General features: G+C 45.2%; 25 protein-coding genes. 13 read left to right on the plus strand and 12 right to left on the minus strand.

The features are described from left to right. Position 1 precedes the first annotated feature (1 nt). The 4 genes from cyoB to cyoE are packed head-to-tail and all read left to right on the plus strand — an operon-like array spanning position 2 to position 3,888. A complete protein-coding gene (gene cyoB, locus HRQ85_RS16345) occupies positions 2–2,089 on the plus strand; it encodes a cytochrome o ubiquinol oxidase subunit I (RefSeq protein ID WP_135444791.1) in 2,088 nt (695 codons plus the stop codon). Next, complete coding sequence (gene cyoC, locus HRQ85_RS16350) at positions 2,079–2,696, plus strand: cytochrome o ubiquinol oxidase subunit III (RefSeq protein ID WP_016786087.1); 618 nt, start codon at positions 2,079–2,081, stop codon at positions 2,694–2,696. The genes cyoB and cyoC overlap by 11 nt, the downstream gene beginning before the upstream one ends. Next, complete coding sequence (gene cyoD / locus HRQ85_RS16355; RefSeq protein WP_016786088.1) at positions 2,696–3,007, plus strand: cytochrome o ubiquinol oxidase subunit IV; 312 nt, start codon at positions 2,696–2,698, stop codon at positions 3,005–3,007. Before cyoC ends, cyoD begins: the two co-directional genes overlap by 1 nt. Before the next feature lie 8 nt (positions 3,008–3,015). Further along, a complete protein-coding gene (gene cyoE / locus HRQ85_RS16360) occupies positions 3,016–3,888 on the plus strand; it encodes a heme o synthase (RefSeq protein ID WP_172380138.1) in 873 nt (290 codons plus the stop codon). Between the two features lie 77 nt (positions 3,889–3,965). On the opposite strand, the gene HRQ85_RS16365 is transcribed toward cyoE, so the two are convergent. From HRQ85_RS16365 to HRQ85_RS16385, 5 genes are all read right to left on the minus strand, one after another. After that, complete coding sequence (locus HRQ85_RS16365) at positions 3,966–4,454, minus strand: hypothetical protein (RefSeq protein WP_172380139.1); 489 nt, start codon at positions 4,452–4,454, stop codon at positions 3,966–3,968. Between the two features lie 223 nt (positions 4,455–4,677). Next, entirely contained in the window at positions 4,678–6,654 is a 1,977-nt protein-coding gene (locus tag HRQ85_RS16370) for an alkyl sulfatase dimerization domain-containing protein (protein ID WP_172380140.1), read from the minus strand. A 329-nt stretch (positions 6,655–6,983) separates the two neighbouring features. Next, positions 6,984–7,973 (minus strand): HlyD family secretion protein, encoded by a 990-nt coding sequence (locus HRQ85_RS16375; RefSeq protein WP_061039370.1) that lies wholly within the window; start codon positions 7,971–7,973, stop codon positions 6,984–6,986. Then, a complete protein-coding gene (locus HRQ85_RS16380; RefSeq protein ID WP_172380141.1) occupies positions 7,973–8,584 on the minus strand; it encodes a magnesium transporter in 612 nt (203 codons plus the stop codon). Before HRQ85_RS16380 ends, HRQ85_RS16375 begins: the two co-directional genes overlap by 1 nt. A 999-nt stretch (positions 8,585–9,583) precedes the next feature. Next, positions 9,584–10,819: an OmpP1/FadL family transporter gene (locus tag HRQ85_RS16385; protein ID WP_172380142.1), complete on the minus strand. Its 1,236-nt coding sequence runs from the start codon at positions 10,817–10,819 to the stop codon at positions 9,584–9,586. 134 nt (positions 10,820–10,953) lie between these two features. On the opposite strand from HRQ85_RS16385, the gene HRQ85_RS16390 reads away from it, so the two are divergent. From HRQ85_RS16390 to HRQ85_RS16405, 4 genes are all read left to right on the plus strand, one after another. Continuing rightward, positions 10,954–11,889: a LysR family transcriptional regulator gene (locus HRQ85_RS16390; protein ID WP_172380143.1), complete on the plus strand. Its 936-nt coding sequence runs from the start codon at positions 10,954–10,956 to the stop codon at positions 11,887–11,889. Between the two features lie 236 nt (positions 11,890–12,125). After that, the gene (gene gloA, locus HRQ85_RS16395; protein WP_017084654.1) at positions 12,126–12,503 is read left to right on the plus strand and encodes a lactoylglutathione lyase; all 378 of its coding nucleotides are present in this window, start codon (positions 12,126–12,128) and stop codon (positions 12,501–12,503) included. A gap of 14 nt (positions 12,504–12,517) precedes the next feature. Further along, positions 12,518–13,615 (plus strand): alkene reductase, encoded by a 1,098-nt coding sequence (locus HRQ85_RS16400; RefSeq protein ID WP_050645702.1) that lies wholly within the window; start codon positions 12,518–12,520, stop codon positions 13,613–13,615. Between the two features lie 110 nt (positions 13,616–13,725). After that, complete coding sequence (locus HRQ85_RS16405) at positions 13,726–14,592, plus strand: DMT family transporter (RefSeq protein ID WP_059020971.1); 867 nt, start codon at positions 13,726–13,728, stop codon at positions 14,590–14,592. 86 nt (positions 14,593–14,678) lie between these two features. Here the strand turns inward: HRQ85_RS16405 and HRQ85_RS16410 are convergent, their stop codons facing one another. After that, on the minus strand, positions 14,679–15,107 hold the full coding sequence (locus HRQ85_RS16410) for a MarR family winged helix-turn-helix transcriptional regulator (RefSeq protein WP_050622032.1): 429 nt from the start codon (positions 15,105–15,107) through the stop codon (positions 14,679–14,681). Between the two features lie 16 nt (positions 15,108–15,123). Continuing rightward, positions 15,124–15,768 carry a cytochrome b/b6 domain-containing protein gene (locus tag HRQ85_RS16415; protein WP_172380144.1) on the minus strand — a complete coding sequence of 215 codons (645 nt, stop codon included), beginning with the start codon at positions 15,766–15,768 and terminating at the stop codon, positions 15,124–15,126. Between the two features lie 168 nt (positions 15,769–15,936). Between HRQ85_RS16415 and HRQ85_RS16420 the strand changes: the two genes are divergently transcribed. Continuing rightward, positions 15,937–16,374 carry a c-type cytochrome gene (locus HRQ85_RS16420; protein ID WP_172380145.1) on the plus strand — a complete coding sequence of 146 codons (438 nt, stop codon included), beginning with the start codon at positions 15,937–15,939 and terminating at the stop codon, positions 16,372–16,374. Positions 16,375–16,447: 73 nt separating this feature from the next. On the opposite strand, the gene HRQ85_RS16425 is transcribed toward HRQ85_RS16420, so the two are convergent. The 3 genes from HRQ85_RS16425 to HRQ85_RS16435 form a co-directional block, all read right to left on the minus strand. Then, positions 16,448–17,572 carry a BamA/TamA family outer membrane protein gene (locus HRQ85_RS16425; protein WP_253918868.1) on the minus strand — a complete coding sequence of 375 codons (1,125 nt, stop codon included), beginning with the start codon at positions 17,570–17,572 and terminating at the stop codon, positions 16,448–16,450. A gap of 224 nt (positions 17,573–17,796) precedes the next feature. After that, positions 17,797–18,291, minus strand: a complete 495-nt coding sequence (locus HRQ85_RS16430) for a peptidylprolyl isomerase (protein ID WP_048616619.1) — start codon at positions 18,289–18,291, stop codon at positions 17,797–17,799. A 123-nt stretch (positions 18,292–18,414) separates the two neighbouring features. Continuing rightward, positions 18,415–19,023, minus strand: coding sequence for a TetR/AcrR family transcriptional regulator (locus HRQ85_RS16435; protein WP_048614574.1), 609 nt, complete (start codon positions 19,021–19,023; stop codon positions 18,415–18,417). A 167-nt stretch (positions 19,024–19,190) separates the two neighbouring features. Between HRQ85_RS16435 and HRQ85_RS16440 the strand changes: the two genes are divergently transcribed. After that, entirely contained in the window at positions 19,191–20,177 is a 987-nt protein-coding gene (locus tag HRQ85_RS16440) for a glycosyl transferase family protein (protein ID WP_172380147.1), read from the plus strand. A 98-nt stretch (positions 20,178–20,275) separates the two neighbouring features. Here HRQ85_RS16440 and HRQ85_RS16445 read toward each other — a convergent pair whose 3' ends face one another. Then, positions 20,276–20,572, minus strand: a complete 297-nt coding sequence (locus tag HRQ85_RS16445) for a hypothetical protein (protein WP_048614800.1) — start codon at positions 20,570–20,572, stop codon at positions 20,276–20,278. 167 nt (positions 20,573–20,739) lie between these two features. Beyond that, on the minus strand, positions 20,740–20,973 hold the full coding sequence (locus HRQ85_RS16450) for a hypothetical protein (RefSeq protein ID WP_048609358.1): 234 nt from the start codon (positions 20,971–20,973) through the stop codon (positions 20,740–20,742). 303 nt (positions 20,974–21,276) lie between these two features. On the opposite strand from HRQ85_RS16450, the gene HRQ85_RS16455 reads away from it, so the two are divergent. From HRQ85_RS16455 to HRQ85_RS16465, 3 genes are all read left to right on the plus strand, one after another. Further along, entirely contained in the window at positions 21,277–21,693 is a 417-nt protein-coding gene (locus HRQ85_RS16455; protein WP_048609359.1) for a CBS domain-containing protein, read from the plus strand. A 179-nt stretch (positions 21,694–21,872) separates the two neighbouring features. Next, positions 21,873–23,336, plus strand: a complete 1,464-nt coding sequence (locus HRQ85_RS16460) for an MATE family efflux transporter (protein WP_172380148.1) — start codon at positions 21,873–21,875, stop codon at positions 23,334–23,336. A 153-nt stretch (positions 23,337–23,489) separates the two neighbouring features. Then, the gene (locus HRQ85_RS16465) at positions 23,490–25,847 is read left to right on the plus strand and encodes a zinc/cadmium/mercury/lead-transporting ATPase (RefSeq protein ID WP_172380149.1); all 2,358 of its coding nucleotides are present in this window, start codon (positions 23,490–23,492) and stop codon (positions 25,845–25,847) included. Positions 25,848–25,970 lie beyond the last annotated feature (123 nt).

Here is a 25,970-nt window from a genome sequence, read left to right on the forward strand (position 1 = left end):
CATGTTTGGAAGATTAACTCTAGACTCTATTCCCTACCACGAACCCATTATTTTGGTCACCTTAACCATGATCGCTTTGGTGGGTGCTTTAGTGGTGTACGCGGTCACTAAAGCCGGTAAGTGGCAATACCTCTGGAATGAATGGTTTACATCTGTAGACCACAAAAAACTGGGCTTCATGTACATTGCGGTTGCGATGGTGATGTTAGTTCGTGGTTTTGCTGATGCGGTCATGATGCGCAGTCAGCAGTTGCTTTCTGCAGCTGGTGAGACGGGCTATTTACCGCCACATCACTACGACCAGATCTTCACGGCTCACGGCGTGATCATGATTTTCTTCGTAGCGATGCCATTGGTTATCGGCTTGATGAACATCATCGTTCCGCTGCAAATTGGTGCTCGTGATGTTGCATTCCCTTACCTGAATAACTTGAGCTTCTGGCTGTTTGTGGTGGGTATTATCCTAACCAACATGTCACTTGGCTTGGGTGAGTTTGGCCGTACGGGTTGGTTGGCGTATCCGCCGCTGTCTGGCATTGAGGCGAGCCCGGGAGTCGGGGTCGATTATTGGATATGGGCACTGCAAATATCCGGTGTGGGTACCACGTTAACGGGTGTGAACTTCTTCGCGACTATTTTGCGCATGCGTACGCCGTCTATGCCAATGATGAAGATGCCAGTATTCACTTGGGCGTCTCTGTGTGCCAACATCCTGATCATCATCTCTTTCCCAATCCTAACGGTCACTATCGCGTTACTGACTTTGGATAGATACATCGGCACGCACTTCTTCACCAATGACCTTGGTGGCAACGTGATGATGTATGTGAACTTGATTTGGGCATGGGGACACCCTGAGGTGTACATCCTAATCTTGCCTATCTTCGGTGTGTTCTCTGAAGTGACTGCAACCTTCTCTCGCAAAAAACTGTTTGGTTATACCTCACTGGTATGGGCGACGGTGGCTATCACTATTTTAGCGTTTGTGGTTTGGCTGCATCACTTCTTCACCATGGGTTCTGGCGCCAATGTGAATGCCTTCTTCGGCATCGCGACCATGATTATCTCTATCCCAACCGGGGTTAAGATCTTCAACTGGCTATTCACCATGTACAAAGGACGTATCCGCTTCACCACACCAATGATGTGGACGGTCGGTTTCCTAATCACCTTTACTGTAGGTGGTATGACGGGCGTATTGATGGCGGTTCCGGGCGCAGATTTCATTCTTCATAACTCGGTATTCCTGATTGCGCATTTCCACAACGTAATCATTGGTGGCGTAGTGTTCGGTTGTTTCGCTGCAATTGGTTACTGGTTCCCGAAAGCGACTGGTTTCACTCTGAACGAGCTTTGGGGCAAACGCGCATTCTACTGCTGGATCATTGGTTTCTTGATGGCGTTCTTGCCGCTTTACGCTCTGGGCTTTATGGGCATGACGCGTCGTTTGAGCCAAGACATCAACCCTGAATTCTTTCCTCTACTGGCGGTTGCGGCTGCAGGTACGGGTGTGATTGCGATGGGTGTTGTTTGTCAGTTCGTGCAGATTTACGTGAGTGTTCGTGACCGCGACCAAAACCGAGATCTAACGGGTGACCCGTGGGGCGGACGCACATTCGAATGGGCAACGTCTTCACCACCGCCGTTCTACAACTTCGCAAAACTGCCTAAGGGCGATGAGATCGATTCGTTCTGGTATCAAAAGCAAAGTGGTGAGTTTGATCCAACTCAGGAAGAAGAATACGAACGTATTCACATGCCGAAGAATACACCGACAGGCATTTATGTGTCTGCATGGGCGTTGGCATTTGGCTTCGCAATGATTTGGTACATCTGGTGGCTAGCGGCGGCAAGCCTAGTGGGCATCGTGGTGACGTGTATTCAACACAGCTACAACGACGATGTGGACTATTACGTGGAAGTTGAAGAGATCAAAGCGATTGAAGCAGCTCGACGTGCACAGCTTGAAGAAGCGAAGAAACAGTCAGTGAAAGGCGACCATTCTGGTCGTGGTAACAGCGCTGACAGTGATGCTGATAGTGATAACAACGACAATAAAGATGATTTGGAGACGACGTATGCAAGCTAATACTCCGTCACACACTTATGATCTTGCACACTCGCATGATCATCACCATGAAGCTGCGGGTAATAAATTGTTTGGCTTCTGGGTTTACTTGATGAGTGACTGTGTCCTGTTTGCCACGCTTTTCGCGACTTATGCCGTGCTTGAGAGTGGATCAATCGCAGGGCCGACAGGCAAAGACATCTTTGAACTGCCGTTCGTGTTTGTCGAAACCATGATGCTGCTGTTCAGTAGTATCACCTTTGGCTTTGGCATGATTGCAATGAAGCGTAAAGATGTTCTAGGACTGAAACGCTGGATCAAAGTGACTTTCGTATTGGGCTTAGCCTTCATCTGTATGGAAGTGTATGAGTTCCATCACTTGATTGCAGAAGGCTATGGTCCTCAAGAGAGTGCGTTCCTTTCCGCGTTCTTTACCTTGGTTGGCACACACGGCTTGCACGTAACGTTCGGTCTGATCTGGATGGCGGTGGCGTATCACCAGCTTTCAACCAAAGGATTGAACGACAACATGTCGATGCGTTTCCAGTGTTTAAGCTTGTTTTGGCACTTCCTTGATATCGTTTGGATTTGTGTATTTACCATCGTGTACTTAATGGGGGTGATGTAATGGAACAGCATCTAGACAGCGGTGCAACGGATTATGTGAAAGGCTTTATTGCGTCACTGATTCTCACCATTATTCCGTTCTACATCGTGTGGGCACATGCGCTACCAAGCACGGAAACTTATGTGATCTTGTTCGGTTGTGCGCTGGTACAAATCTTTGTCCACTTTAAGTACTTCTTGCACATGGAAGCGAAATCTTCCGATGGACGTTGGAACTTGGTGTCATTGATGTTTACCGCCATTGTTGTATTGATTCTTATCGCTGGCTCGGTATGGATCATCTACAACATGAACGTCAACATGAAGTTGTAGGCTAGGGTATGCTGAAAAGATATCTGTCTATCACCAAACCGGGCATCATTTTCGGCAACCTGATTTCTGTTGCGGCGGGGTTCTTCCTCGCCGCAAAAACAGAACCAGCCAATGCGATGTTGTTAGTGACAACATTAGCGGGTGTGGGACTTGTGATTGCATCAGGTTGTGTGGTGAATAACATCTTTGATCGAGACATCGACCAAAAGATGAAGCGCACACAAAATCGAGAATTGGTTCAGGGCAACATCAATACAGACGTCGCGTTCGTTTATGCCTTGGTTTTACTGCTCTCAGGCACAGCGCTTCTGTTTCAGTTCGCTAATCCGATCTCTGCGGTCATGGTGTTGCTTGGCTATGTGTTTTACGTCTTTTTCTACACCATGTGGTACAAGCGTACATCGGTTTACGGCACTTTAGTCGGCAGTATTTCGGGCGCAGTTCCGCCGTTGGTAGGTTACTTGGCGGTGACGAATTACATCAGCCTTGAAGCAGTATTGTTGTTTGTGATGTTCTGCTTATGGCAAATGCCACACTCGTACGCGATCGCGATGTTCCGGATACAAGATTATCGAGATGCAGGCATTCCCGTATTACCGGTGAAAGAGGGCGTAGACAAAGCACATCACCACATGAAAGCGTATGTTGTCGCGTTTGGCGCAGTCTCGTTGGCGCTGTTCCTACTCGGGGAAGCAGGTTATGAATACCTAGTGGTGTCGGCAGCAGTTTGCTTTGTGTGGACCAAAGTGACATTCCGCAAAGTCGATTGCCTCAACTACATCCAGTGGTCAAAGACCGTCTTTAAAGTGTCTCTGCTGGTGGTAATGAGCATCAGTGGTGTGCTGGGATTGGAGTTGATTCCACTGCCTACGCTTTTTTGATTTAAGTTTGTCGTTGAACCCTCACTGTTCTGAAGTCCGAGGGTTTGACGACTTTTTATCTGTCCCGCTTTAAGCTATTACCCTTCAAAAATATCACCAAGCCAATCTTCAAGCTGTTCTCGTTTATCTTGTGGGCCGTTGATGATCACTAAGCCGTTTAGTGTCGCGTGATCCCAAGAGATGGTGCCAGTTGCTAGCGCATCGAACACATCGAGTTCCGTAATCAGTAATAGATCTTCCTCGGTAGGCAAAGTATCTCTGCCTGACACATCGACACCCTTCTCAAGTTTCACTTGGCTGTAATGACCTTTAATTGCTTCGAATAAGTTGAACTCAATTTTGCCTGGGTGGGGTTTCGCAAGCGCGGCTTTGATGGCAAAGACTCGAAAGTGATCCGGCTTATTGAGGTTGTTGAATTCATTGTCTTGTCTGGCTGTGATGACATTGCCAAATACCTCGAGTGAACCGGGCTCTGTCACCAAACTAAACCCGGTATCTTGGTGAAGGCCACAGGCAAACGTGAGTGAAGAGGTGAGTGAAAGAATCAAAGCAAATCGTTTTAACATAATGGTTATCGAGACCTGGAAAAGGATTAAGAATCTGACGGCAGCAGCCGAACCTGACGATAAAAAAGGGACCTCAAAGGGTCCCTGTATTTGTTTGTCGTCCATGTGAAGCGGTCAGCGAATCGGACTGATAGCTATTTAGCGAGATTGTTTGCTAAGTAGCTTTCGTCAAAGAGCCATCGTCGAAGATCTATCGCCAAAGAGTGACCGTTCGAACTCACTATTAGCGAACGATGAGCATGATCTCTTCTGGAGTCATTGGCTTAGCGAAGTAGCTCATGAATTGACCGAAGCCTTTGATGTCGCCGTTCGAGAACTTGAATGCACCAGATTGGAGGTTGGTACCAATCACTTGTTGAGCGTTTGGACCTGCAATCAAAATTTGGTTCAATACTGCACGAGTGGTGTCGATTTGAACGTCTGCGCCTTTCACTGCTTCTTCGTGTAACTGAGCAATACCGTTGCGAATTTCAATAGTGAATGCTTCGTTCGTATCAGAGAAGTTGTACGTTAGCATCATGTTTACGTCTAACGAGTTTTCTGCGATAAGCGTTGAAGTCATCATGTCGAAGATCTGCTTGCTTGGTAGCGCGGTAAGAACGTCAACAGAAGCGAAGCTGATCATGTTAGAGAAGTCACGTTTGTTCTCTAGTTCAGCCGCCGCGTTAAGCGCCCAGTTACGCCAGTTGATGTTCACTTGGTCTGCAGCCCATGCTTTGTAAGCTTGTGCTTTCATCTCACGAGCTTCCATATCTTGCTTGTTTACCGTGATTGGGTAAGAAAGAATTTCTGCTGCAAATGTGTAGTTCTCAGCCTTAATTGCTGCTTGTGCAGTAGTAAGGATGTTGTCACGACCGCCCATGATCTCTACGAATGCTTTAGCGCGTTGCTCGTAAGCCATTGGCTCTAGCTGCCATGGATCCGCTTCGAAGAAACCGTTGTAACCTACGTAGATCTGACGAACGGCGTGTGCAACAGTGCCGTAGTGCTCACCTAACCAAGGGTGTTCTGCAAGGTGCTTAGGAAGTTTAACCGCTTCAACTAGCTCGTCTGGCGTCATACCTTTGTTCATGTAACGGATAGTTTGGTCATGAGTGTATTGAATCGCATCACGGTAAGCCGTTAGTACGTCAGCTACCGCTTCTTTGCCTTCAACAGGACGACCGTGAGAGTTAATCATGATCTCAGTGTCGAACTTACGCATTACGTCGATGCCCTTGAACCACATTGATGGGTCACGGAATTTGGTACCACGGATGGTGTGAAGGTTAGGGAAGTTCTCACCTTGAAGTACTTCAGCCGCGTGCAGGATTTTCTGGTCTGGGAAATAAACCACTAGCTCATCTTTAGTTTCAGATGGCACGTTTTCGATGTGCATTTTCACGCCAGAAATTTCCATTTCGATGTGGCTTTGGCTTGGTACAAGCAGGTTTGGTTCAATGAACGAGATAGCACCTTGCATGAAGCGTGGACCAAGGCCGTCGTTTACTGTGCCGTGCTCACCTTCTTCTACGTGCTTAGCACCAGTGTAAGAAGTACGGTGACCAAATAGAGTACCTAGGTTTGAAGACCAGTTAGCCACTGCAGCGGTTAGGCCTTCTTCAGCGATGATTTTTACTTCACCTGATGCCACTTCTTCGTCAGTAACCCATGCACGTACACCAGAGATGTGGTCGATGTGGTTGTGAGAATAGATGATGGCTTTAACCGGCTTGTCGGTGATTTGACGGAACTGTTCTTTAACCGATTGAGCCATTTCTACCGACTCGCCTGGATCAACAATGATGATGCCGTCCGTACCTTCAATCATTACAGGTGTATCTAGACCGAAACCGTAACCAAGATATACGTTGTCATCTACTTTGATGATTGCTTGGTCCATTTTACGACCATGCTTGGTGAGGATTGGGTGAACATGGTCAGACTCAGCAGTGTAAGCTAGAGAATCGCCTGTTTTAGAAACAACTTGAATACGTTCGCCTTTGCCCCAGAACATGTTTGATTTGTGTTCGAATAGAACCTCGCTCTTGTAATGAGCATCGAGATCAATGTTTTGGTATTGCGCAGCATTTGCCGTCTGAAGTTCTTGGCCGACTTTCGATGTCGCTTCTACAGTTGGCGTTGCAGATGCAAAACCAGAAGCAAGTAGAGCGCTCGCAACAGCAACAGGAAGTGCCATTTTTTTGAATGTATTAGTCATGGTCGTGACCTTATATTTGGATACAGGAATTGGATTTCTTGAGCCAAATGATAGAGGTGGAGGAGGTCGCTATCTACGCGCTAATAAGATTTCAACTCATCGTTTTTTCGATATATTATTTATCTAATGATTGTATTGGCGATTAATTTTGATCTGAATCAATTCACAAATGAGCTTGTAACAGATATAAAAATGCCCCGAAATTCGGGGCATTTGTTTTACAATTAGTCGCTAGTTCATGAGTGGCTGTTATAGAAGTGAATAACAGCCACATCATTGAATACTTAATTGCTTATCAAGAGCTAATCGTTTACCAAGAGCTTAATCGCTTACCAAGCACCTAAGTATGACTTGTAAGATTGTAGGCGGACCGTTGCTGCGCCGATTACATCAATGAAGCCCCAAAACGGATGCGGCTTCTCAGCCGAGATCCAAGCCGCGCCAGTTGAACCAATAGGGATGTTGTAACCTTCTGGTTCGATGATCTCAAGTACGATAGTACGACCTAAACCATTGCCGTTTCTTACCACGTGTTGACCGACGCTTTGTGGCCCTTGAAGTGGAGAAATACTCGACTCACCAGTACCGGCATTAAAGCTGTGTACTTTTGCTCGGAACACGTGACCTGGGTATGCATCAACGAAGAACTCAGCGAAGTCTCCAACTTGAACATAGTTGTAAGTTTGGTCTGAAATACGCATCTCAAGGAATTTTTTGCTGGTGTTGTAGAGGTGCATGTTACCCATGACAGAACCTTCAGCAATATTCACTATCGAAACCTGACCGTCAAACTCAGCTCTAATGGTCTTTTTCTCTTGCGCCCAATTTACTTTTTGTAAATCGGCTTTTAACGACACAAGTTCAGCGTGCAGCACTCGAAGATCAGAGTCGTACTTTTCTACGTCACGCATATTGAAGATTTCAGGTGACGTTTCAGCACGCTCTAAGTCGCGATTCATTTGCTTGATCTCTTCTTCTTTCTGAACAATTGAAGATTCGATCTTTGCTTTGTCTGCGGCGGAGTCAATGTCGACGAGTGTGTAAATTACGTCGCCTTCTTTAACCAATTGGTTGTGCTCAACAAGCACTTGGTCGATCTGCTGGCCAAAGATTGGTGACATTACCGCGTGTGGTGCTTTCACTGTGGTTGAGTTGGTTAAATCAACGGGTGCCCACAAGCGAGAGATTACCGCTAATACCGCAAGAATCGTTACGCCTCCAATGGCAGCCCATGTGTAGTTCTTGAAGTTCTTCTTAAGTGCGCCTGTCGCAAACAGTGACCATACAATTAGGATGTATGGGATCATCATCTCTTTCATTATGCGACCTCTTTTTCTGTAGCGGATGGTGTTGTTGGAGTCTTTTCTTCTGAAGCCTGTTCTTTTGAAGATTGCTCTACTGCAGACGGCTCTGTTACCGATTGTTCAGGTGATACGTGGACTGCGGCTGTCTCTGTATTGGTCGCGTCTTGTTTAGGCTGTACACCACGGCGAATCACATCACTCAATGATTGACCAATATGTTTCCAGTTCGCCAATGCGATAACCAAAGCGATAACCCAGAACGTTTTGCTGATGAAGAGTCCGCAAAGTGACAGTGCAAACACGATTTGTACGTGAGCGCTTTTGTGCTCTTTTGCTTTATGCACACCCAGTTCATGCAACTGCCACATGCCGTAAACACCGGCTAAAACCACAGCAATGGTCACTGAGAACAAGTAACCAGAGAAGGACTCCATCTGGAAGAAGTTCATCATCATTTCATTGGGATGATTGTTGAATTGAGACATGTCGATGTCTTTGGAATGGATTGTGCCTAATGGTGCAAGAGCCCATGCTCCAGCAAACATCACTGCCATAAACAGGCAGAATTTAATCAAGACCATCACAACGGCCCAGATTTTCTGGAAAACGATTTTAATAAAGTTCATATCTCAACCTACATCAATAAGAAGAGAGAATTTGCAGCCTAGAAGTCTAACTTTTAACGACATCTTAAAAAGTAGATGTCTATTATGTGGGTAGATTGGTGCGCATAATAAACAAAAGTAATAGATGGTATTTAAAGTGATACTACTCAGTCCAGACAACCGATTCTCGGTATCAAGAAGCGAATATGCTTCCTTACAAACCAATTCTTATTGTTAGCCTGAAACGCAGGTTGAATGACGATGCACTGTCGAACGAAATATTAGGCTCGTTCTTTTAGCTATTGTCTTCTTTACGTGTAATACCTCGTCTGTCGAGGGGATCTTCCATGGCAATTGACATAGTGTTGTAAAACATTTGTCAGCATTCTGTTTGGGCTAAGAATTGATTTGTTAGCAGGATAATAGGAAGAGTTTTGAGCAGTATCTACCCAGAATTACGATTTGATAATATCGTAATTACGATGAGTCACTATTACTCTAAATCGGTAGATTGAATTATTTGCTAGCGCTCAAATTCGGCTTTAAAACATCGTTAGTTAATTTGGTTTGGATCAATGAAATGACTAATAAAAGCATCAATAAGCAATTTGGTGGAATTCATCTTTTTACACGCTTCTTACAATAAAAGGAGTAATAGAAACGAATGATGGATGACATATAACTGATAATAGGTTTTTGAACACTGGAAAAATACGTTTCTATTTACGGTAGAGCGCTGGATTCGACATATTTTAACTTTAATTCCTCAAATGTATATCTCAATGACACTGAACACAGTGTCATGATAAACGAGACAATATCGTATTGTTTATGTTCTATTGAATAGGTAATCTAACCCAATCAAATGCGATGTTGAATGGGGATGAAATATTGCAGTTGAAGAACAGATAGAGAAAGACCTAGCGGACAGCTAGGCCTTGATGTAGTACACGAGTGAAGCCATGAATCAGGCACTGTGCGTTACTCATAGATAATCGACGAAAGGTCGAGACTGATGCTTTACAGGAAGCGATAGTTCGCTTGCATTCCAAAGAAGTGTGCGCTGTTGTTGTAAGCGCCTTGCACATTGATAACTTGCCCGTTTGAGTAATTAAGCTCAGGCTCGTCCAGATCGATGTAATCGTAGTAAGCGCGCAGCTCCCAGTTCTTATTGAGTGCATAGGTGGCACCTGCGCCAATACGTTTGGTTTCGCCTACAGGAAGATCCATATATTGATGAGTTGCGTCATCTTGCGGCGAAGTTTCGTAGCTGATGCCTGTTTCTAGTCGCAAGGTTGGGGTGATTTGATAATGAGTACCTATGGCTAGGTTCCACACATCGTCAAAGTTACGGTCGACAACTTTTATTGAGTTATCATTGATGTCTAGTGTGAGGTCTGTCCATGTTGATAGGTCATACCAAGTCACACTCCACAGCATGTCCCATTGGTCATTGACGGCGTGCACGCCGCTAATTTGGATGTGTTGAGGCATGATGAAGTCGAGCCCAACATCACGCTTGGTGTCGCTAGCCGAATGTTGAAGATCACCCTCACCGTAATGAGCAAGTTCAGAGCGGTAGATAAAGCCAAAACGGTGTTGTTCGTTTGGTTGGTAAAAGGCACTAAGAGAGTAGCCAACCGTGAAATCATCCGTGTCTGCTTCGAATAAGTGTTCAGATCCAATGTCGCCAGTACCGATAAAAGGATTCAACTCGCCGTTTGCAGTGAGGTATTCCGCATTGACTGAGGCACCCAACGAAAGCTGCTCATTCACTTTGTAAGATATCGATGGCATCAGTTGAACAGTCATGAATTCAACATTCTTTAATAAACGCTGCCCAGAAAAGTTATCACCATAATCAATTCCCGAACCACCTTGAGAAGCCAAAGCAAAGCCAGCGTGAAATTTGTCGTTGATAGGGGCAACAAAATAGAAGCTTCCTACCGGAGCCCAACCGCCAGCATCAATGTTACTGTCAAAACGCTCTGTTGGGTTTGTGTCTGAATAGTTGATGTCTGTGTAGAGGCCGGCCAGATTGACGGTGAATTCAGGGTTTTCTAGCTGAGACATAGCGGCAGGGTTAGTCCATGCGGTTAACGCACTTTCGCCTAACGCTGCCGATCCTGCGCCTGCGGTACTGGCGTTGAGAGAACCAAGTTCAGGAAGAAGGTGAGCCGCAGCCTGTACTGGGTTTGAAAGCATCGCGTTACTCGTCATCATCGCAATAGTGATGGCAAGGTAGTGTTTTTTCATGGGGAAGCCTATTAAGAAACTAATTACGCGGGATGTTAGTGTCTCAATTTGGGACTTTAAACGAGGGATTCTTATTTCATTCTATCGTTTTTACGATAGCATGGTGCTCATGGTCGCCTAACGAGTAATGATATATGAGCAACGACATCCCCAACTTCAATCTACTTGCCGTGTTTTCTGCGGTGATGGAGCAGGGCAGTTTAAGTAAAGCTGCGGATCAACTCAGTACCAATCAATCGACCATTAGTACCGCATTAGCCCGCCTAAAAAAAGAGATTGGCCAAGAGCTTTTTGTTCGCAAAGGAAGAGGTGTTGCGCCTACGTCTTATGCGCAAAGCTTGTATGAACAAATTAAAGCGCCGATCAATGAACTCAATGGCGTGTTTCAGTCGATGGCTAATTTTGATGAGCAATCCTCTGAGCGTAAGTTTGTTATTTCTGCACCTGAGCACTTACAGTGGGTACTGCTCAATAGTTTCGCGGCGCTTCCCAATCAAAACTTGTCGCTGGAAGTCTTTGATCAACCAGACAGTGATGAGCGCATTTACGAAGATCTTTTGACTCAAGAGTTCGATGCGATGATCGATATTGTGGTGCCCGAGCACCCAAGTATCGTCAGTGAAACACTTTATGAAGGCGAGTTTGTGATCGTGTGTCGTTCTGATCACCCGCGAATTCAAGGTGAAATCAGCGAAGCTCAGTTCTTAAGTGAAAAGCATGCCGTATTAGACAGAACACGACGCAAAGTTCGCAGTTTGAATCACTACACTTCTTTGGATCTGTCCCAGCGTAAAATCGTATTTCATGGGCGTTCACTGTTCAGTAATATCTTGCTGTGTAGCCAATCCGATTACATCACTGTGGTGCCTTTATCTATGGCCGTGCAGTTCCAAGAAAAATTAAGTTTACAGCTGTTCAAGCCACCCTTTGAATATCAGCCGATGTCTCACTACCTGATTTGGTTGAAGAAGCAGAACAGTGACCCCGCTCATAAATGGTTCAGAGAACAAGTCATCAGTACATCAGACTCAATGTCTAAGGCGCTTAAAGATAGGCGGTTGCGATTTTAATTGAGAGTCTAAATCTAAGGGGAGCATTGGCTTCCCTTTTTTGTGTCGTTTAGTTGGTACTAGCCAATATGTTAATAACAAAAAATTATTAAAATGAGAATATTTAATAATTTCACTGATTTGTGAGTGTTCAGTAATATACCTAGCAACAGAGAAGTAGGTGGCCTCAAGGTCAACCTAAACGAACAATACTTAGCTTCTGAGCGAGGCTGAGATTAAAGTATCAAGGGCGAAATATGAAATTCCTACACACAATGATCCGAGTTACTGATTTAGACAAGTCTATCGAGTTCTACACCAAGGTATTGGGAATGAAGGAACTTGAACGCCACGAAAACAAAGACTACCGCTACACATTGGTTTTTGTTGGCTACGAGCAAGGCGGCACGACTATCGAGCTAACGTACAACTGGGATACTAACGAGTACGAGATGGGCAGTGCGTTTGGTCATCTGGCATTGGGTGTAGAAGATATTTACGCAGCATGTGACAAGATCAAATCGCTAGGTGGCAACGTCACTCGCGAAGCAGGTCCAGTGAAAGGCGGTTCAACTCATATCGCTTTCATTACTGACCCAGACGGCTACCAAATCGAACTGATTCAACTAGGTTAATCGAGGATATAACAATGACAAACGCACTATTTCAACCAATTCAACTTGGTAATATCGAGCTTAAAAACCGTATTGTTATGCCACCGATGACGCGTTCTCGCGCAACACAACCTGGTAATTCAGCAAACGACATGATGGCGGCTTACTACGCTCAACGCGCTTCTGCAGGTTTGATTGTTGCGGAAGGCACACAAATTTCACCTATGGGTCAAGGCTATGCTTGGACTCCAGGTATCTATTCTGACGAGCAGATCGCTGGTTGGAAAAAAGTGACTGATGCCGTACATGAAAAAGAGGGCGTTATCTTCGCTCAACTTTGGCATGTAGGCCGTGTAACACACCCAGATAACATCGGTGGTGAACAACCAATTTCGTCTTCTGCACTTAAAGCAGAAAACGTAAAAGTATTCATCGATAACGGCACTGATGAACCGGGTTTTGTTGATGTGGTTGAACCTCGTGAGATGACGAAAGAAGACATCAAAGAGGTGATTGAACAGTATCGCCAAGCGGCTTTGAATGCGGTTGAAGCAGGCTTTGATGGTATCGAACTTCACGCAGCGAATGGTTACTTAATCAACCAATTCATCGATTCTGAAGCAAACAACCGCACTGACGAATACGGTGGTTCAATTGAAAACCGTTTACGCTTCCTTGGTGAAGTGGTTGAAGCTATGGTTGAAGCGATTGGTGCTGACCGTGTTGGTGTACGCCTTGCTCCGTTCACATCGTTGAATGGTACGGTTGACGCTACGCCAGTAGAGACTTACACAGCAGCGGCAGCGCTACTTAACCTTTACAAAATTGTTTACCTGCACATTGCAGAGGTTGATTGGGACGATGCACCTGAAACGCCAAAAGCATTTAAAGCGGCAGTTCGTGAAGCTTATGATGGTGTCCTTATTTATGCGGGTAAATACGATAGCGAGCGTGGCGAAAAAGCCGTTGCTGAAGGCGTAACTGACATGGTTGGCTTTGGTCGTCCATTCGTTGCGAACCCAGATTTACCAGCTCGTATTCAAAATGGTTACCCACTTGCGGCGCACGATCCAAACACATTGTTCGGTGGTGCTGAAAAAGGTTTAACGGATTACCCTGAATACGCAGGCTAAAAACAGCTGCCTGAAGCAGAGTATTGAGATAGTATCTTGATCCTGTTGAATGTTTATAAAAAGCAACCTTGCAGAGTCGGGTTGCTTTTTTTGTTATTGGACTAAGTAAAATGATGAACGTGAAAGCGATGCGCGGAGAGCTTTACCTTCTATTTGCCACCCTGCTAGCTGGGGTGGGATGGATTGCATCTAAGCTGGTGGTATTAGAAATGCCTGGGCCAGTGTTCATTGGTGTGCGATTCCTCGTCGCGAGTCTTATTCTTCTGCCATTTTGTATTCACCATATTCGTAAGCTTTCGCTTAAGCAGATTCTGTCTCTTTGCGGCGTGGGTTTGTTGTTGTCTGCCTCATTGCAGGTATGGGTGTTTGCGGTTTCAGTGACGGAAAGCTTGTCGGAAGGGGCATTCATCATGAGCTTAGCTATGATCATTGCACCGTTTGTGTCTTGGGTTTTGTTTCGAGTTAAGCCTAATCGTGCGTTTTGGATGTCTTTCCCTATCGCGATTATCGGCATGCTTCTGCTGACTCTGGGCAACGGCTGGCATGTTGAGCAAAGTCAGATTTACTTCTTACTGGCATCGATGTTGTTGTCCGTTCACTTTGTGATGAACAAGCGTGTGATTACCAATATCAAGCCTATCGCATCAATCTGTGTGCAACTGTTTGTGGTGGGTGTGAGTGGTTTAGCCTTTGCTTCTATGACTGCTCAGCCGGAGTTCGAAATCACCAAAACCTTAGTCTTCTGGTTTATTGTGTCTGCGGTGATCGCAACGTCTATTCGTTACTTGTTGCAAACGGTCGGTCAGCACTCCGTGAACATGGAAGTGGCGGCATTGATCATGATTCTTGAGCCAGTGTGGACGCTGCTGCTAAGTGTGAGTGTGCTTGGTGAAAGTGTAGAGATGCAGAAGCTGCTCGGTGGGGCGGTGATCATTGCTTCACTGTTTTGCTATATCAAATGGTCGAGACGAAAATAAAACACTCGGCGCAAGGCCGAGTGTGGGTTGTTTTTCAATACATGCTCAGAGTGTAATGAGCTTGGTAAGCAGAGAACGCGGTAAGATCAGATTGCCGCAACCACTTTCTGGAGTAGCTTGAGCATTTGTTGCTGTTCTTCAGCATCTAACTCGTTCATCAACTCTTTGTTTAAACGAACTGGGATAGGAACGAGTTGTTCTTCAAGTGCTTTGCCTTTTTCCGTTAAGTAAATTCGGAAAGAACGGCGACTGTTTGGATCGGCTCTGCGTTCGACCAGTTCAAGCTTTTCTAACTTGTCTAATGTGCGTGTCGTTGTTGAATTCTCGACTTTGGATTTCGCAGCAATATCACGCTGAGTCACACCTTCTTCTTCCCAAAGACACATCATGGTTGGCCATAGAGCAATGCTTAAGCCATGTTCTTTCAATTCCGTGTCGAAATCTTTGGTCGACTTATTGGCGATCACATTGATCATCCAACCAAAGCTTTTTTGTCTATCAAACTCTTCTGGCATCTTTCGCTACCTAATTTTACTGTGATATTACAACTATTGTCATCGTAACTAATACCGATGCAATTAGCACCAACAACGCTTTCCTATTTGATGAAAAAGCCAATTGACTGCTATTTCTGAAATAATCCGTTGACGCTGAATGGTTTTGTTTGCCTGTGATCATGGCAAGAACCATCGGTTTTGAACGCAGTTTGTAGATGATAATAGCCACCAAGTGTAGTACGACAAAGACCACTAACATGCGAGCGGCAAAGCCATGTACTGTGCATAACACATCGAATATTGCATCAGTAATCACGAGTTCCGAGCCTGGAATCGCATCAAAGAAACCAGCAATAACAAGCCCTGTCATACATTGGATAAACAGAGTCGTGATCATTCCTATCACCATCCACGCACCCAACGGATTATGTCCCGGTTTTGGGAGAGCCTTTCCACGCAAGTAATTCCAAGCCGATTTCGGGGAGCTAATGAATTGAGAAAAACGACTGGTATCACTGCCGACGATTCCCCAAGCCAAGCGCCATAAAATTAGACTGAACAGTGCGAGGCCCAAGTAAACATGGGGGCCTTGTCCGTTAAATCCTGATGCTGCAAGACCTATAAAGAGTGCGGCTTGAAGCCAGTGATAAAGTCGAGTTGGTAGATCCCAGATTTTCATAATGCTTTTCCTGTTCGTAATCTTTTTGATGGGAATAATTTACACAACATTAGTTGCGTGCGCAACTATTGTTGTGTAAATTAAATGCATCTCTTCGATTGCGGTTGAATTATCAAGTCGTAATTCACTAAGAAACCACTCAGTCAATTAATCACTAGGAATGACACTATGAAAAAATTCACCATCGCTTTAATCATCGCACTACCAACGATTGCTCTACCTATGATCTCTGCAGCCGCAGCGGATGTTGTAAATAATCGTCAACAAGCTTTTAGCTCTATTGAAGAGGTCAGTAAACAAGTCGATTCAGAATTGAATAACAGTGACGTGGATTGGCTGAAGGTAGGCGAGTTAAGTGAAATGTTGGTGGAACATGGTGATGTCTTGAACGCGAGTTTTTCTGAAGCTGACACAGGAGGTAAGGCCAAGAAGGAGATTTGGAGCAAGCCTGAGAAATTTAACCAACTGATGTTACAGATGAACCAAGGCTTTGCAGATCTGTATCAGGCGAGTGTTGAACAAGACTTGTCGAGTGCAGAGCAAGGGTTAAATTCTGCGAATAAGACGTGCAAAGGGTGTCACCGTACTTATCGTTCTCGTTGGTAGTTTTTGAAAGGCCTTTAAAAACAAAAGCCTGTGCGGATCGTGACAGGCTTGATGTGATAGTCGTTGGTGAGAGCTAAATATTTTCGCCCAAGCTAAAATACGCCAACACTTCATCTTCGCTGTTGTAGGTGAAGTCCATGCGAACATTGATGCGCTCTTGACGCATTAGGCGATAACGCAAACCAAATCCAACCATTGATAAAAGGTCACCATCATCAAAGCTATGGTATGGGTCTTTCGGGTTGAGCCTCTCACCAAATACTTTGCCGACACCGGTTAACCCGACCACAGACACGTTGTTTAGGAAATTGATCGATGAGCCAGAAATTGAGTAGCGATATTCCATTTCTAGATTGGTCATATGCGAGGCTATATGATCCCCGGCAACAAAGCCTCGTTGAACGTTTCGCCCTTGTCGCCCGTAAGTGCTGTACGCACTGCTTGGGGCATTTTCAGCATCTAATAGGTAGCGAGTCACCCATCGGCTGGCAATAATGTGGTTATCGTTATGGGTCAAACTGTAGAAAAAACGGTAGTCTAAAAACAGTGAAGAGTAGGTCGCATCTTCATCATTGCCTAACCAAGTCCCGTGGTTCTCATACGTGAGTTCGAACAAAAAGCCATGGTACGGATAATAGTAATGCTCTCGCTCATCCCACAAGAATGAAAGTTTAGCCCCAGTATCGGCTTCATATTCTTCGCTAAACCCTGTTAGTTTCAACAACAGTTTGTCACGGGGTGTGTCGGCTAAATAGCGAGCCGTGGAAAAGTCTAACCCCATACCTAGATAGATATTGTCATACACTTTGAAGTAGAAATCGCCATCGAAGGCGTACTCTTGATGGTTGGTATCAACAAGGTCGACCAAGGTTATGTTGGTGCTAGAGAACCCCATTTCACCGCTAAATCTTATTGAGTCACCTTTCAGCAACAGCTCCGCATTACCTTTGATGTAATAGCTGTCGTTCTGTGTGTAAGTCAGTGTCGCTGATAATGTGGAAGCGTTCTTGGTTTCGCCATCAGCGTAGAAGTTATAGATGGGCACCACAGAGATCCCGGTATCTACACTCGGGTCATAAAAGGGGATCGCGATAACACGAAATTGGTTATCAAGTTCTGGTTCTTTTGATTCTCGTGTATCAACTTCGAATGCGGAACTAGAGAAACTGGCAACAGAAGAGAAGAGGGCTGTTGTCAAAAAAGAGTGTCGAGTCATGTAGAGAGTTACGTCCAATGTAAGGTTGACCGCAGAGCAATGGGATCTTGCGGATCAGGAGCATAACACGTCATTTATACTGATTAATAGTAAGGGAATGGTTAACCCTATAAATATACCATACAGAAATGAGTACAGTTGATAACATCGACAATAAGAAAATGGTGAGAAAAATTCTCACCATTTCGTTACGTTTTCGTCGTGAATTACTCGTTGATGGTGACTTTAGTAATCACAATATCTTCGCAAGGTACATCTTCGTGTCCCCAACGAATAGTTGTTGGTGCTTCCGCAATTTTGTTTACCACATCCATACCCGCTGAAACCTTGCCAAATACCGCGTAACCCCAGCCAGCATTGGTTGTTGAGGTGTGATCTAGGAAGTCGTTGTCATCAAGGTTAATGAAGAACTGCGCCGTTGCAGAATGTGGTGCATCAGTACGAGCCATTGCTACAGAACCAATCACATTCTTCAATCCACGGTTTGCTTCGTTGACGATTGGGGCACGAGTTGGTTTTTCTGTCATGTCGATAGTGTGACCACCACCTTGAATCATGAAACCTTCAATAACACGGTGAAATGTCGTGCCTTCGTAGAAACCGTCTTGGCAGTATTTAAGGAAGTTTTTCGACGTTACTGGCGCTTTTTCAAGGTTCAGTTCAATCTCGATATCGCCAAAGTTGGTGGTGAAAGTAATCATAGGGCTACCTAAAGTTGAAGTTTTACTGAGTCGTAATGACGAAAGTGGGTTGCAGTATAGGGAAAATAACAGCGGATACCAGTGATGGTTTTATTGTGGTTGAATTCTCGTCAACCACCAAAATCACGCCTGATATTGTTTCAGGAACATCTCGACACTTGAAGTAATGATCACTTGTTTGTGCGCAGCATCCGGTGACGGCACATGACCAATGATTTGCGGCCAAAACGCAAAAGACTTAAGCAGACCAATGAACTGCGTGGAGGCGAATTGTGGGTCAAGATCGATTAAACGACCGTCTGCCAATGCGGCTTTAATCCAGGTTGTAAGTCCACTTTCTGCTTGGGAATATTTTTCCATCGCTTGATGCGCCAGTTCGGCGTTATGGAAATACTCAGAGAACAACACGCGTGACAGGTCGATGAAGCCTTCAGACTCAAGTAACTCAAGTTCTTGATTGGCTATCGACGAAAGCTGTTCTTCAAGTGGCAGTTCTGCTTGATAAGGGAATTGCGTCGCGGCCAGAGTTTTGCTCCAAATGCTGTCTAGAATCTCATCTAATAGCAGCTCTTTGCTGGCAAAGTGATTGTATACGGTGCGCTTTGATACTTCTGCGCGACTCGATATTTTATCCATGCTGGTGGCCTTGTAGCCATGCTCAGTAAACTCTGCGATAGCAGCGGCAACGATCGATTCACGTTTTCTTTGGCTCAGCGTTTTTTTTACAGTCATCGGGATACTACTCAATATGTCGCGGTTAGCATTGCATACGCTAATTTTACACCAGTAAGTTTACTTTTAGAACACCAATCCGCGTATTGGTAATTAGGTCGATAGCTACTGAATCGCTTTGCAATGCACTGTGGGTATCATAGAATCGAAAGTGTATTCGAATTTTATTGATATCAACGGAAGAGAATAAACAATCAATGAGTAGTATTTTAGAGTGTATTCGTACAGTTGGACGAGGAGAAAGAGGGCGCAAGCCTTTATCGTTCGAACAAGCCTACCGCATCATGGATGAGTATTTAAGCGGAGAAGTCGGTGACGACCAAATGGCTATGCTACTGATGCTGATTCGTGTGCAGAATGAAACCAATGAAGAGATCGCTGGCTTTGTAAAAGCGTTTCAATCTCGAGTGCCAGATTTAGGCGCTGATATTGATTGGCCGTGTTATGCAGGTAAGCGTAACGATAACGCCAGTGGCAAGCCTTGGAACTTGTTGGCAGCAAAAATCTTAGCTGACAATGGCTATAAAGTGTTAATGCATGGCTATATGGATAAGCCGAGCGGTAGGACGCACGTTGAAAGCCATTTGCAAGATGTCGGTGTGCAAAGTGCTGAGACCCCTGAACATGCTAAGTCGATTCTTGAACAAGACGGCATTGCTTATTTACCGCTAGCTAACTTTGCGCCCGAAGCACAAACCATGATTGGTTGGAAACACCGTTACGGTTTGAGAACACCAATTAACACGGTAGTTCGAGCATTGAACCCTGGTGGTGGCCGTTTAGGTCTGCGTGGCAGTTTCCATCCTGGCTTCCCACAACTTCATGCGGAAGTTGAGCATGTTATTGGAAATAAATCCCACTCGGTGATTTCATTCAAAGGGGTGAACGGTGAGTCGGAATATAATCCTAAAGTTAGCCAAACGGTATGGATGAGCTCTCCTGACAAAGTCGAATCGTTCTACTGGGAAGAGATGATGAACCTAGAGTTACCACTTCCTAGTCAATGTGTACTTGGCACATCGACTGAAGAGATGTCGCTAATGGCGAATACCGTTGTCGACAGCATGACAGCTATTCTGTTTGCAGAAACGCACGATAAAACTGAGGCATACCAGAAAGCGGTGCGCCTGTGGCATGAGTATTGTGCGCGTTAGATGGTGGTTTGTAATCAATGAGAGAAGGTCAGCGAGCGCTGGCCTTTTTTATACTTGATTTCTAGCAAGGGCTTTTCGTGAACGCCCAAACAATAGCGCTACTTCACTCGCATCAAGCGATGCATTTTGTCTTCGAACTGAATCTCGATAACCTGTGAGATTTTCATCTTATCAACACGATCAAGCATTCTCGCTTGGTAATCACGTTTTTTCATCCACTCTAGCGGTTCTTTAAATCCATCTTCATTAATCACAAACGATTGATCGGTAATAGAGTCTTCAAAGATATGAACCACCCAAATGCGTGATTGGAAATCCAATAACTCACTAAAGTAGTTTTTTAACTTAGATAAGGAATTAGTTAGATACGTTTTAGGTGAGGTTTGAGAAGACATAGTAAACCGTATTGGGACAATGAAAATCGGCAAGGGCGCCGTCTGATCATTATAGCCTTTACCCGTTAGGCTTGTCAGGTCGAATTCGGCAGCCATTCACGGCTATTACGCTTGCTAATGCTACTATGGCTGCCAGTTCGTGATTAACCAAATCAGTGTCGGATTCACTATTTTACGAATAGGCCGAAGTCGATCTCTTGTTCTCTTTGATATTTCACCAGCTTCACTTTTAGGTCGTGTTTTGCTGCTAAATCAATGGCTAAGCATGACATGCGTTTTATCTCATCAACGCAGCTTGATATGAGCGGTTTTTCTTGATTATCGATAGTGGCGATGAGTGTGTTTTCTGTACCGTCGTTACCTGCGTATACATACGCGTACATGTTGTTGTCGTGTTGCATAAACTTCCTAAATCGGGATTTCTAATTATTAGTGCGGTGAAGATTACAGGGTTTATTTACGTAGGCTAGTTCGGCTAAGTAAGGTTAAGCAAGGGAAAGTAAGGCTTTGTAAGGGCTCTTTTTTTTCTTTTTTCTGGCGTTCGAAAACGTGCTCAACCCTTTGTTTGTCTCACTTTTTTGCCTTGTTAGGTTTTGCCTATCAATAAAATTGTTGAAATCCATTTAGTAAAATCAAGATTTTAGACAACAATTAACTTAACAAGATAGAAAAATATATGACGCAAAGTATTTAGGGAGAACGCAATGCATTCTATTAAAGTGAAAGATTACATGACGCAGCAGGTTGTGACATTTACTCCTGATATGCCGTTAAGTCTAGCGTTAGACAAAGTGATGCGTAGCCACCATATGGGTGGACCCGTAATCGATGATAAAGAACAAGTGATTGGCTTCCTTTCTGAGCAGGATTTACTCGAGAAACTTGTGAAGGTCAGTTACTTCTGCCAAGACACACACCTTGTGGGTGACTGCATGTACCAAGAAGTGCTGTCGGTGTCACCTGACTTATCCATTATTGAATTGGCGGACATGATGCAGGTTGGAAAACCTAAAGCATACCCTGTGATCGATAATCGAAAACTGGTGGGTATTATCACCAGAACCGATGTTTTGAGAGCAATTGGCAAGAACTTGGAAGAATGCTTCAAACATCAGGTATAGTAGCGTGTTAAGAAGGATTATTTTTCTCAATACCCTCAATTGAAAAAAGGCGCACTAGCGCCTTTTTTCTGTATAGCGCTTTTCTTGGTCGATCCTCTCTTTGTGGATCCCTAGTCTGTTGAACTGTTGAACAGCTGGTTGGGCTTTAGCTCTTGGGTATTCCAACTTTTGGAGGTTTCATGTCAAATCAAACGGCAAAGTTTGTTGAAGGTTCAACGATGCGCCACATATTGGTGATGTCGGGGGCTGGCTCTGTCGGTTTGATGGCGTTATTTGTGGTCGACTTACTCGACATGCTGTTTATCAGTATGCTCGGACAGGTCGAATTGGCTGCTGCGGTAGGCTTTGCAGGTACGCTGACTTTTTTCTCTACCTCTGTTTCGATTGGTACTTCCATTGCCATGGGCGCATTAGTGTCCAAAGCCATCGGCTCAAAGAATCAAGAACACGCTCGAAACCTAAGCACCAGTATCATGCTGACTGCGTTTGTTATCAGTTCCACCGTAACTGCAATCATGTTCGCTTATATTCCAGAGCTGCTAGCCGCGATAGGCGCTAAAGGGATTGCGGCCGAGCGTGCTCAAGCTTACTTACAGATTTTGCTACCAAGTGGTCCATTTTTGGCGTTAGCGATGGCGGCGGGTGCGGGCTTAAGAGCGGCAGGCGATGCTAAGCGTTCGATGTGGGCGACTTTGTCGGGCGGCATTGTTAACGCGATTCTCGATCCTCTGTTTATTTTTGGTTTTGGTTGGAACATTGAAGGTGCAGCTATCGCTTCGGTTGTTGCTCGCTTCTCAGTACTATTCTTTTCGCTTTATCCTCTTATTCGCAGCCATCAGCTGGTGGCTCCGCCTTCTTTTGTGCAATGGCGTCTTAATATTCGACCAATATTGGCGATTGCGCTGCCTGCGATTATCACCAATACCGCAACGCCTATCGGGAATGCGATTGTGACAACGGGTATCGCACAATATGGTGAGGACTTTGTCGCGGGCTTTGCCGTGATAGGTCGTCTGACGCCAGTTTGTTTTGCGGTTATCTTTGCCTTGTCTGGCGCTGTGGGGCCAATTATTGGTCAGAACTTTGGTGCCGAACGCATGGACCGAGTGAAGGAAACACTCAATAACTCATTGCTGGTGACGACACTCTATACCATTGCTGTTTGTATTCTGTTGTACTTCGTTCAAGGTTATGTCATTCAAGGCTTTAGTCTACAAGGTGATGCAGCAATCATTGTGGCAGCTTTCTGTACCTATGTGGCGTTGACCTTCACCTTTAACGGCGCGCTATTTGTTGCCAACACCTCTTTTAATAACCTAGGTAAACCGCTTTACTCGACAGCATTGAATTTGGGCAAAGCGACGTTAGGTACTCTGCCGTTCGTCTATCTAGGTTCGCAATGGTATGGCGCTTTGGGTGTTCTCTATGGTCAAGCTTTGGGTAATGTTCTATTCGGGATTTTAGGTATCTTGGTGCTTCGACATCATATCGCTGAACTGATGCAAGGATCTCAAGTTGATCCAGTGGAAGATGATGTGTCGATTGTCAGCTTGAACACTCAGCCATTCTGTTCACACGATGCGGTGCTTATTGATGATGTATCCGCTAACCGTGAAGAGTGTGCGGAGCTTAAATCTCAGTAAGCCATCGGCGCTGGCATAATATTTTTGTTTTCTTGAAAACTTCTTCTTGACCTTGGAGTAGCCTCCAAGGTTTATACTTTTGATGAACTTAAGGTTCTGTTGCTCGTAAGTTTGCAACAACCTCAAGGCTTTTGAGTATTAAGGAGATACATTATGTGCGCAAAACATGCAGCGTGCCGCTCAGCAAAAGTGGACGTTCAACCTCAAGCGGCAGGAGTAAGTTGCTCTAGCCCTAAAATTTCAAGCATCACAGCAGCAAGTACTTCATCTGGTTGTTGTAGCTCTTCTGCTGCTTCGTCATCGTCTGGAGATGATTGTTGTAGTTCGTCGGACAGTGGAGAAGAAGACAGTCAGTCCTCAACCTTATCTCTCGACGCCCAATTTTCGAAAAGTTGGCTGGTTGCCGGAATGGACTGCCCAGCTTGTGCAAGAAAAATAGAAAACGCGATCAGCAATATTGACGGTGTTATTCATGCGAAGGTTCTCTTTGCTACCGAAAAGCTGGTTGTGAAATTCGATAATCAAAGCCTTGCCGACACCATTGAACAGGTCTCTATCAAAACGGGTTTCCCTCTTACGGAAGTCGGTTCAAAGAAAGAAAAACAACAACCTGAGACTTTTTGGCAAGCTCATATCCAACCTAATTTACAGATTATCGCGATTGCAGCGGCAATGCTGATTGCTGCGCTTCTGAAAAGTACCTCTCCTCAATTAAGCGAAGGCTTGTTTACGGTAACTTGTCTGCTTGGTTTATATCCGGTGGCGAAGAAAGCGGTTCAGCTGGCACGTTCAGGTACACCGTTTGCTATTGAAACCTTAATGAGTGTTGCCGCGCTGGGTGCTTTGTACCTTGGCGAAACTGCGGAAGCAGCGATGGTTCTATTGTTGTTCTTGATTGGTGAGCGCTTAGAAGCATTTGCTTCATCAAGAGCAAGAAGTGGCGTTCAAGCGCTAATGGCATTGGTACCAGAAAACGCAACCAAGATCATCAACGGCGAGCGTGTAGAAGTAGCCGTCAGTGAACTGGTTCCAGGTGATGTGATTGAAGTGGCTGCGGGCTCTCGTTTACCTGCTGACGGTCAATTGATTACAGACGCGGCAAGCTTTGATGAAAGTGCGTTAACCGGTGAATCTGTTCCTGTTGAACACATCGAAGGCAATAGCATCATGGCTGGCGCTGTGGTGGTCGATAAAGTGGTTCGTATCACCATCACTTCAAAACAGGGTGAGAACGCGATCGATCGCATTCTTCATCTGATTGAAGAAGCAGAGTCTCGTAAAGCACCACTAGAGCGATTCCTCGATAAGTTCAGCCGTTGGTACACACCGTTAATGATGGTAGTGGCTCTGTTGGTGATCATCACACCACCATTGTTGTTTGCGCAGCCATGGGAAACATGGGTATACCGTGGCCTAGCGCTGTTATTGATTGCTTGTCCGTGTGCCTTGGTGATCTCGACTCCTGCAGCGATTACCTCTGGCTTAGCAGCAGCAGCGAAACGTGGCGCGCTCATTAAAGGCGGCGCAGCGCTAGAGCAGCTTGGTAAAATCCAAACCATCGCCTTCGATAAGACAGGCACACTGACCGAAGGTAAGCCTCAGGTTACGGATATTCAACCTCTAGCGGGTTGGCAACAAGATGCGATGTTGCGTGTGGTTGGGGCAATTGAAGTTGGCTCTACTCATCCGTTGGCGCAGTCACTTGTCGCTAAAGTAAAAGATCTGAATATTGAGATTCCTGAATCACACAACAAGAAAGCGTTGATTGGTAGTGGTGTTGAAGGTGATGTTGATGGTGTTAAGTATCAGGTTTTGTCACCGTCTAAAGTAACGTTCGATCTTGGTCTCGATGTGGTTTCTCAGGTAGAAGCATTAGAAGGCGAGGGCAAGACGGTTGTGGTTGCTCTCGAGGTTAAAGATCAAGAAGAGTTAACAGAGCAAACTACGACTGTGATTGGTCTGATTGCTTGGCAAGATACGTTACGCAGTGACGCTAAGCTTGCGATTGAACGACTTAATGACTTAGGTATTCAATCTATCATGCTGACTGGCGATAACCCGCGCAGTGCAGCAGCGATCAGTAGCAAGATTGGTATGCAGTACAAGGCAAGCCTATTGCCAAGTGACAAGGTATCTTACGTTGAGGAGTTATCTCAACAGTCGCACGTGGCGATGGTCGGTGATGGCATCAACGATGCGCCAGCAATGAAAACGGCGAATGTCGGCATCGCAATGGGTGGTGGCACGGATGTCGCTTTGGAAACGGCTGATTCAGCACTGACTCACAACCGTTTAACTGAGCTGCCAGCGATGATTGAACTGTCGCAAGCGACCATGAACAACATCCGTCAAAACGTAGCCCTTGCGCTTGGTTTGAAGGGCGTATTCTTGGTGACAAGCTTGTTAGGTATTACCGGTCTGTGGGTTGCAGTTTTAGCGGATAGTGGTGCAACTGCATTGGTGACATTGAACGCATTGCGTCTGCTTCGATTTAAATCTAAAGCGGACTAAATCTAGCTCACCGACATAGAGTATTCTTAATATAAAAAGCGCCTTTAGCGGTAATACGTTAAAGGCGCTTTTTGTCTCATTAGTATGCAACACAGGCGTGCTGATTGCTTATTTTTGTGATGC

It is taken from the genome of Vibrio sp. Vb339 (assembly GCF_902751245.1).
In the GTDB taxonomy this organism is placed as follows: Bacteria; Pseudomonadota; Gammaproteobacteria; order Enterobacterales; family Vibrionaceae; genus Vibrio; species Vibrio coralliirubri.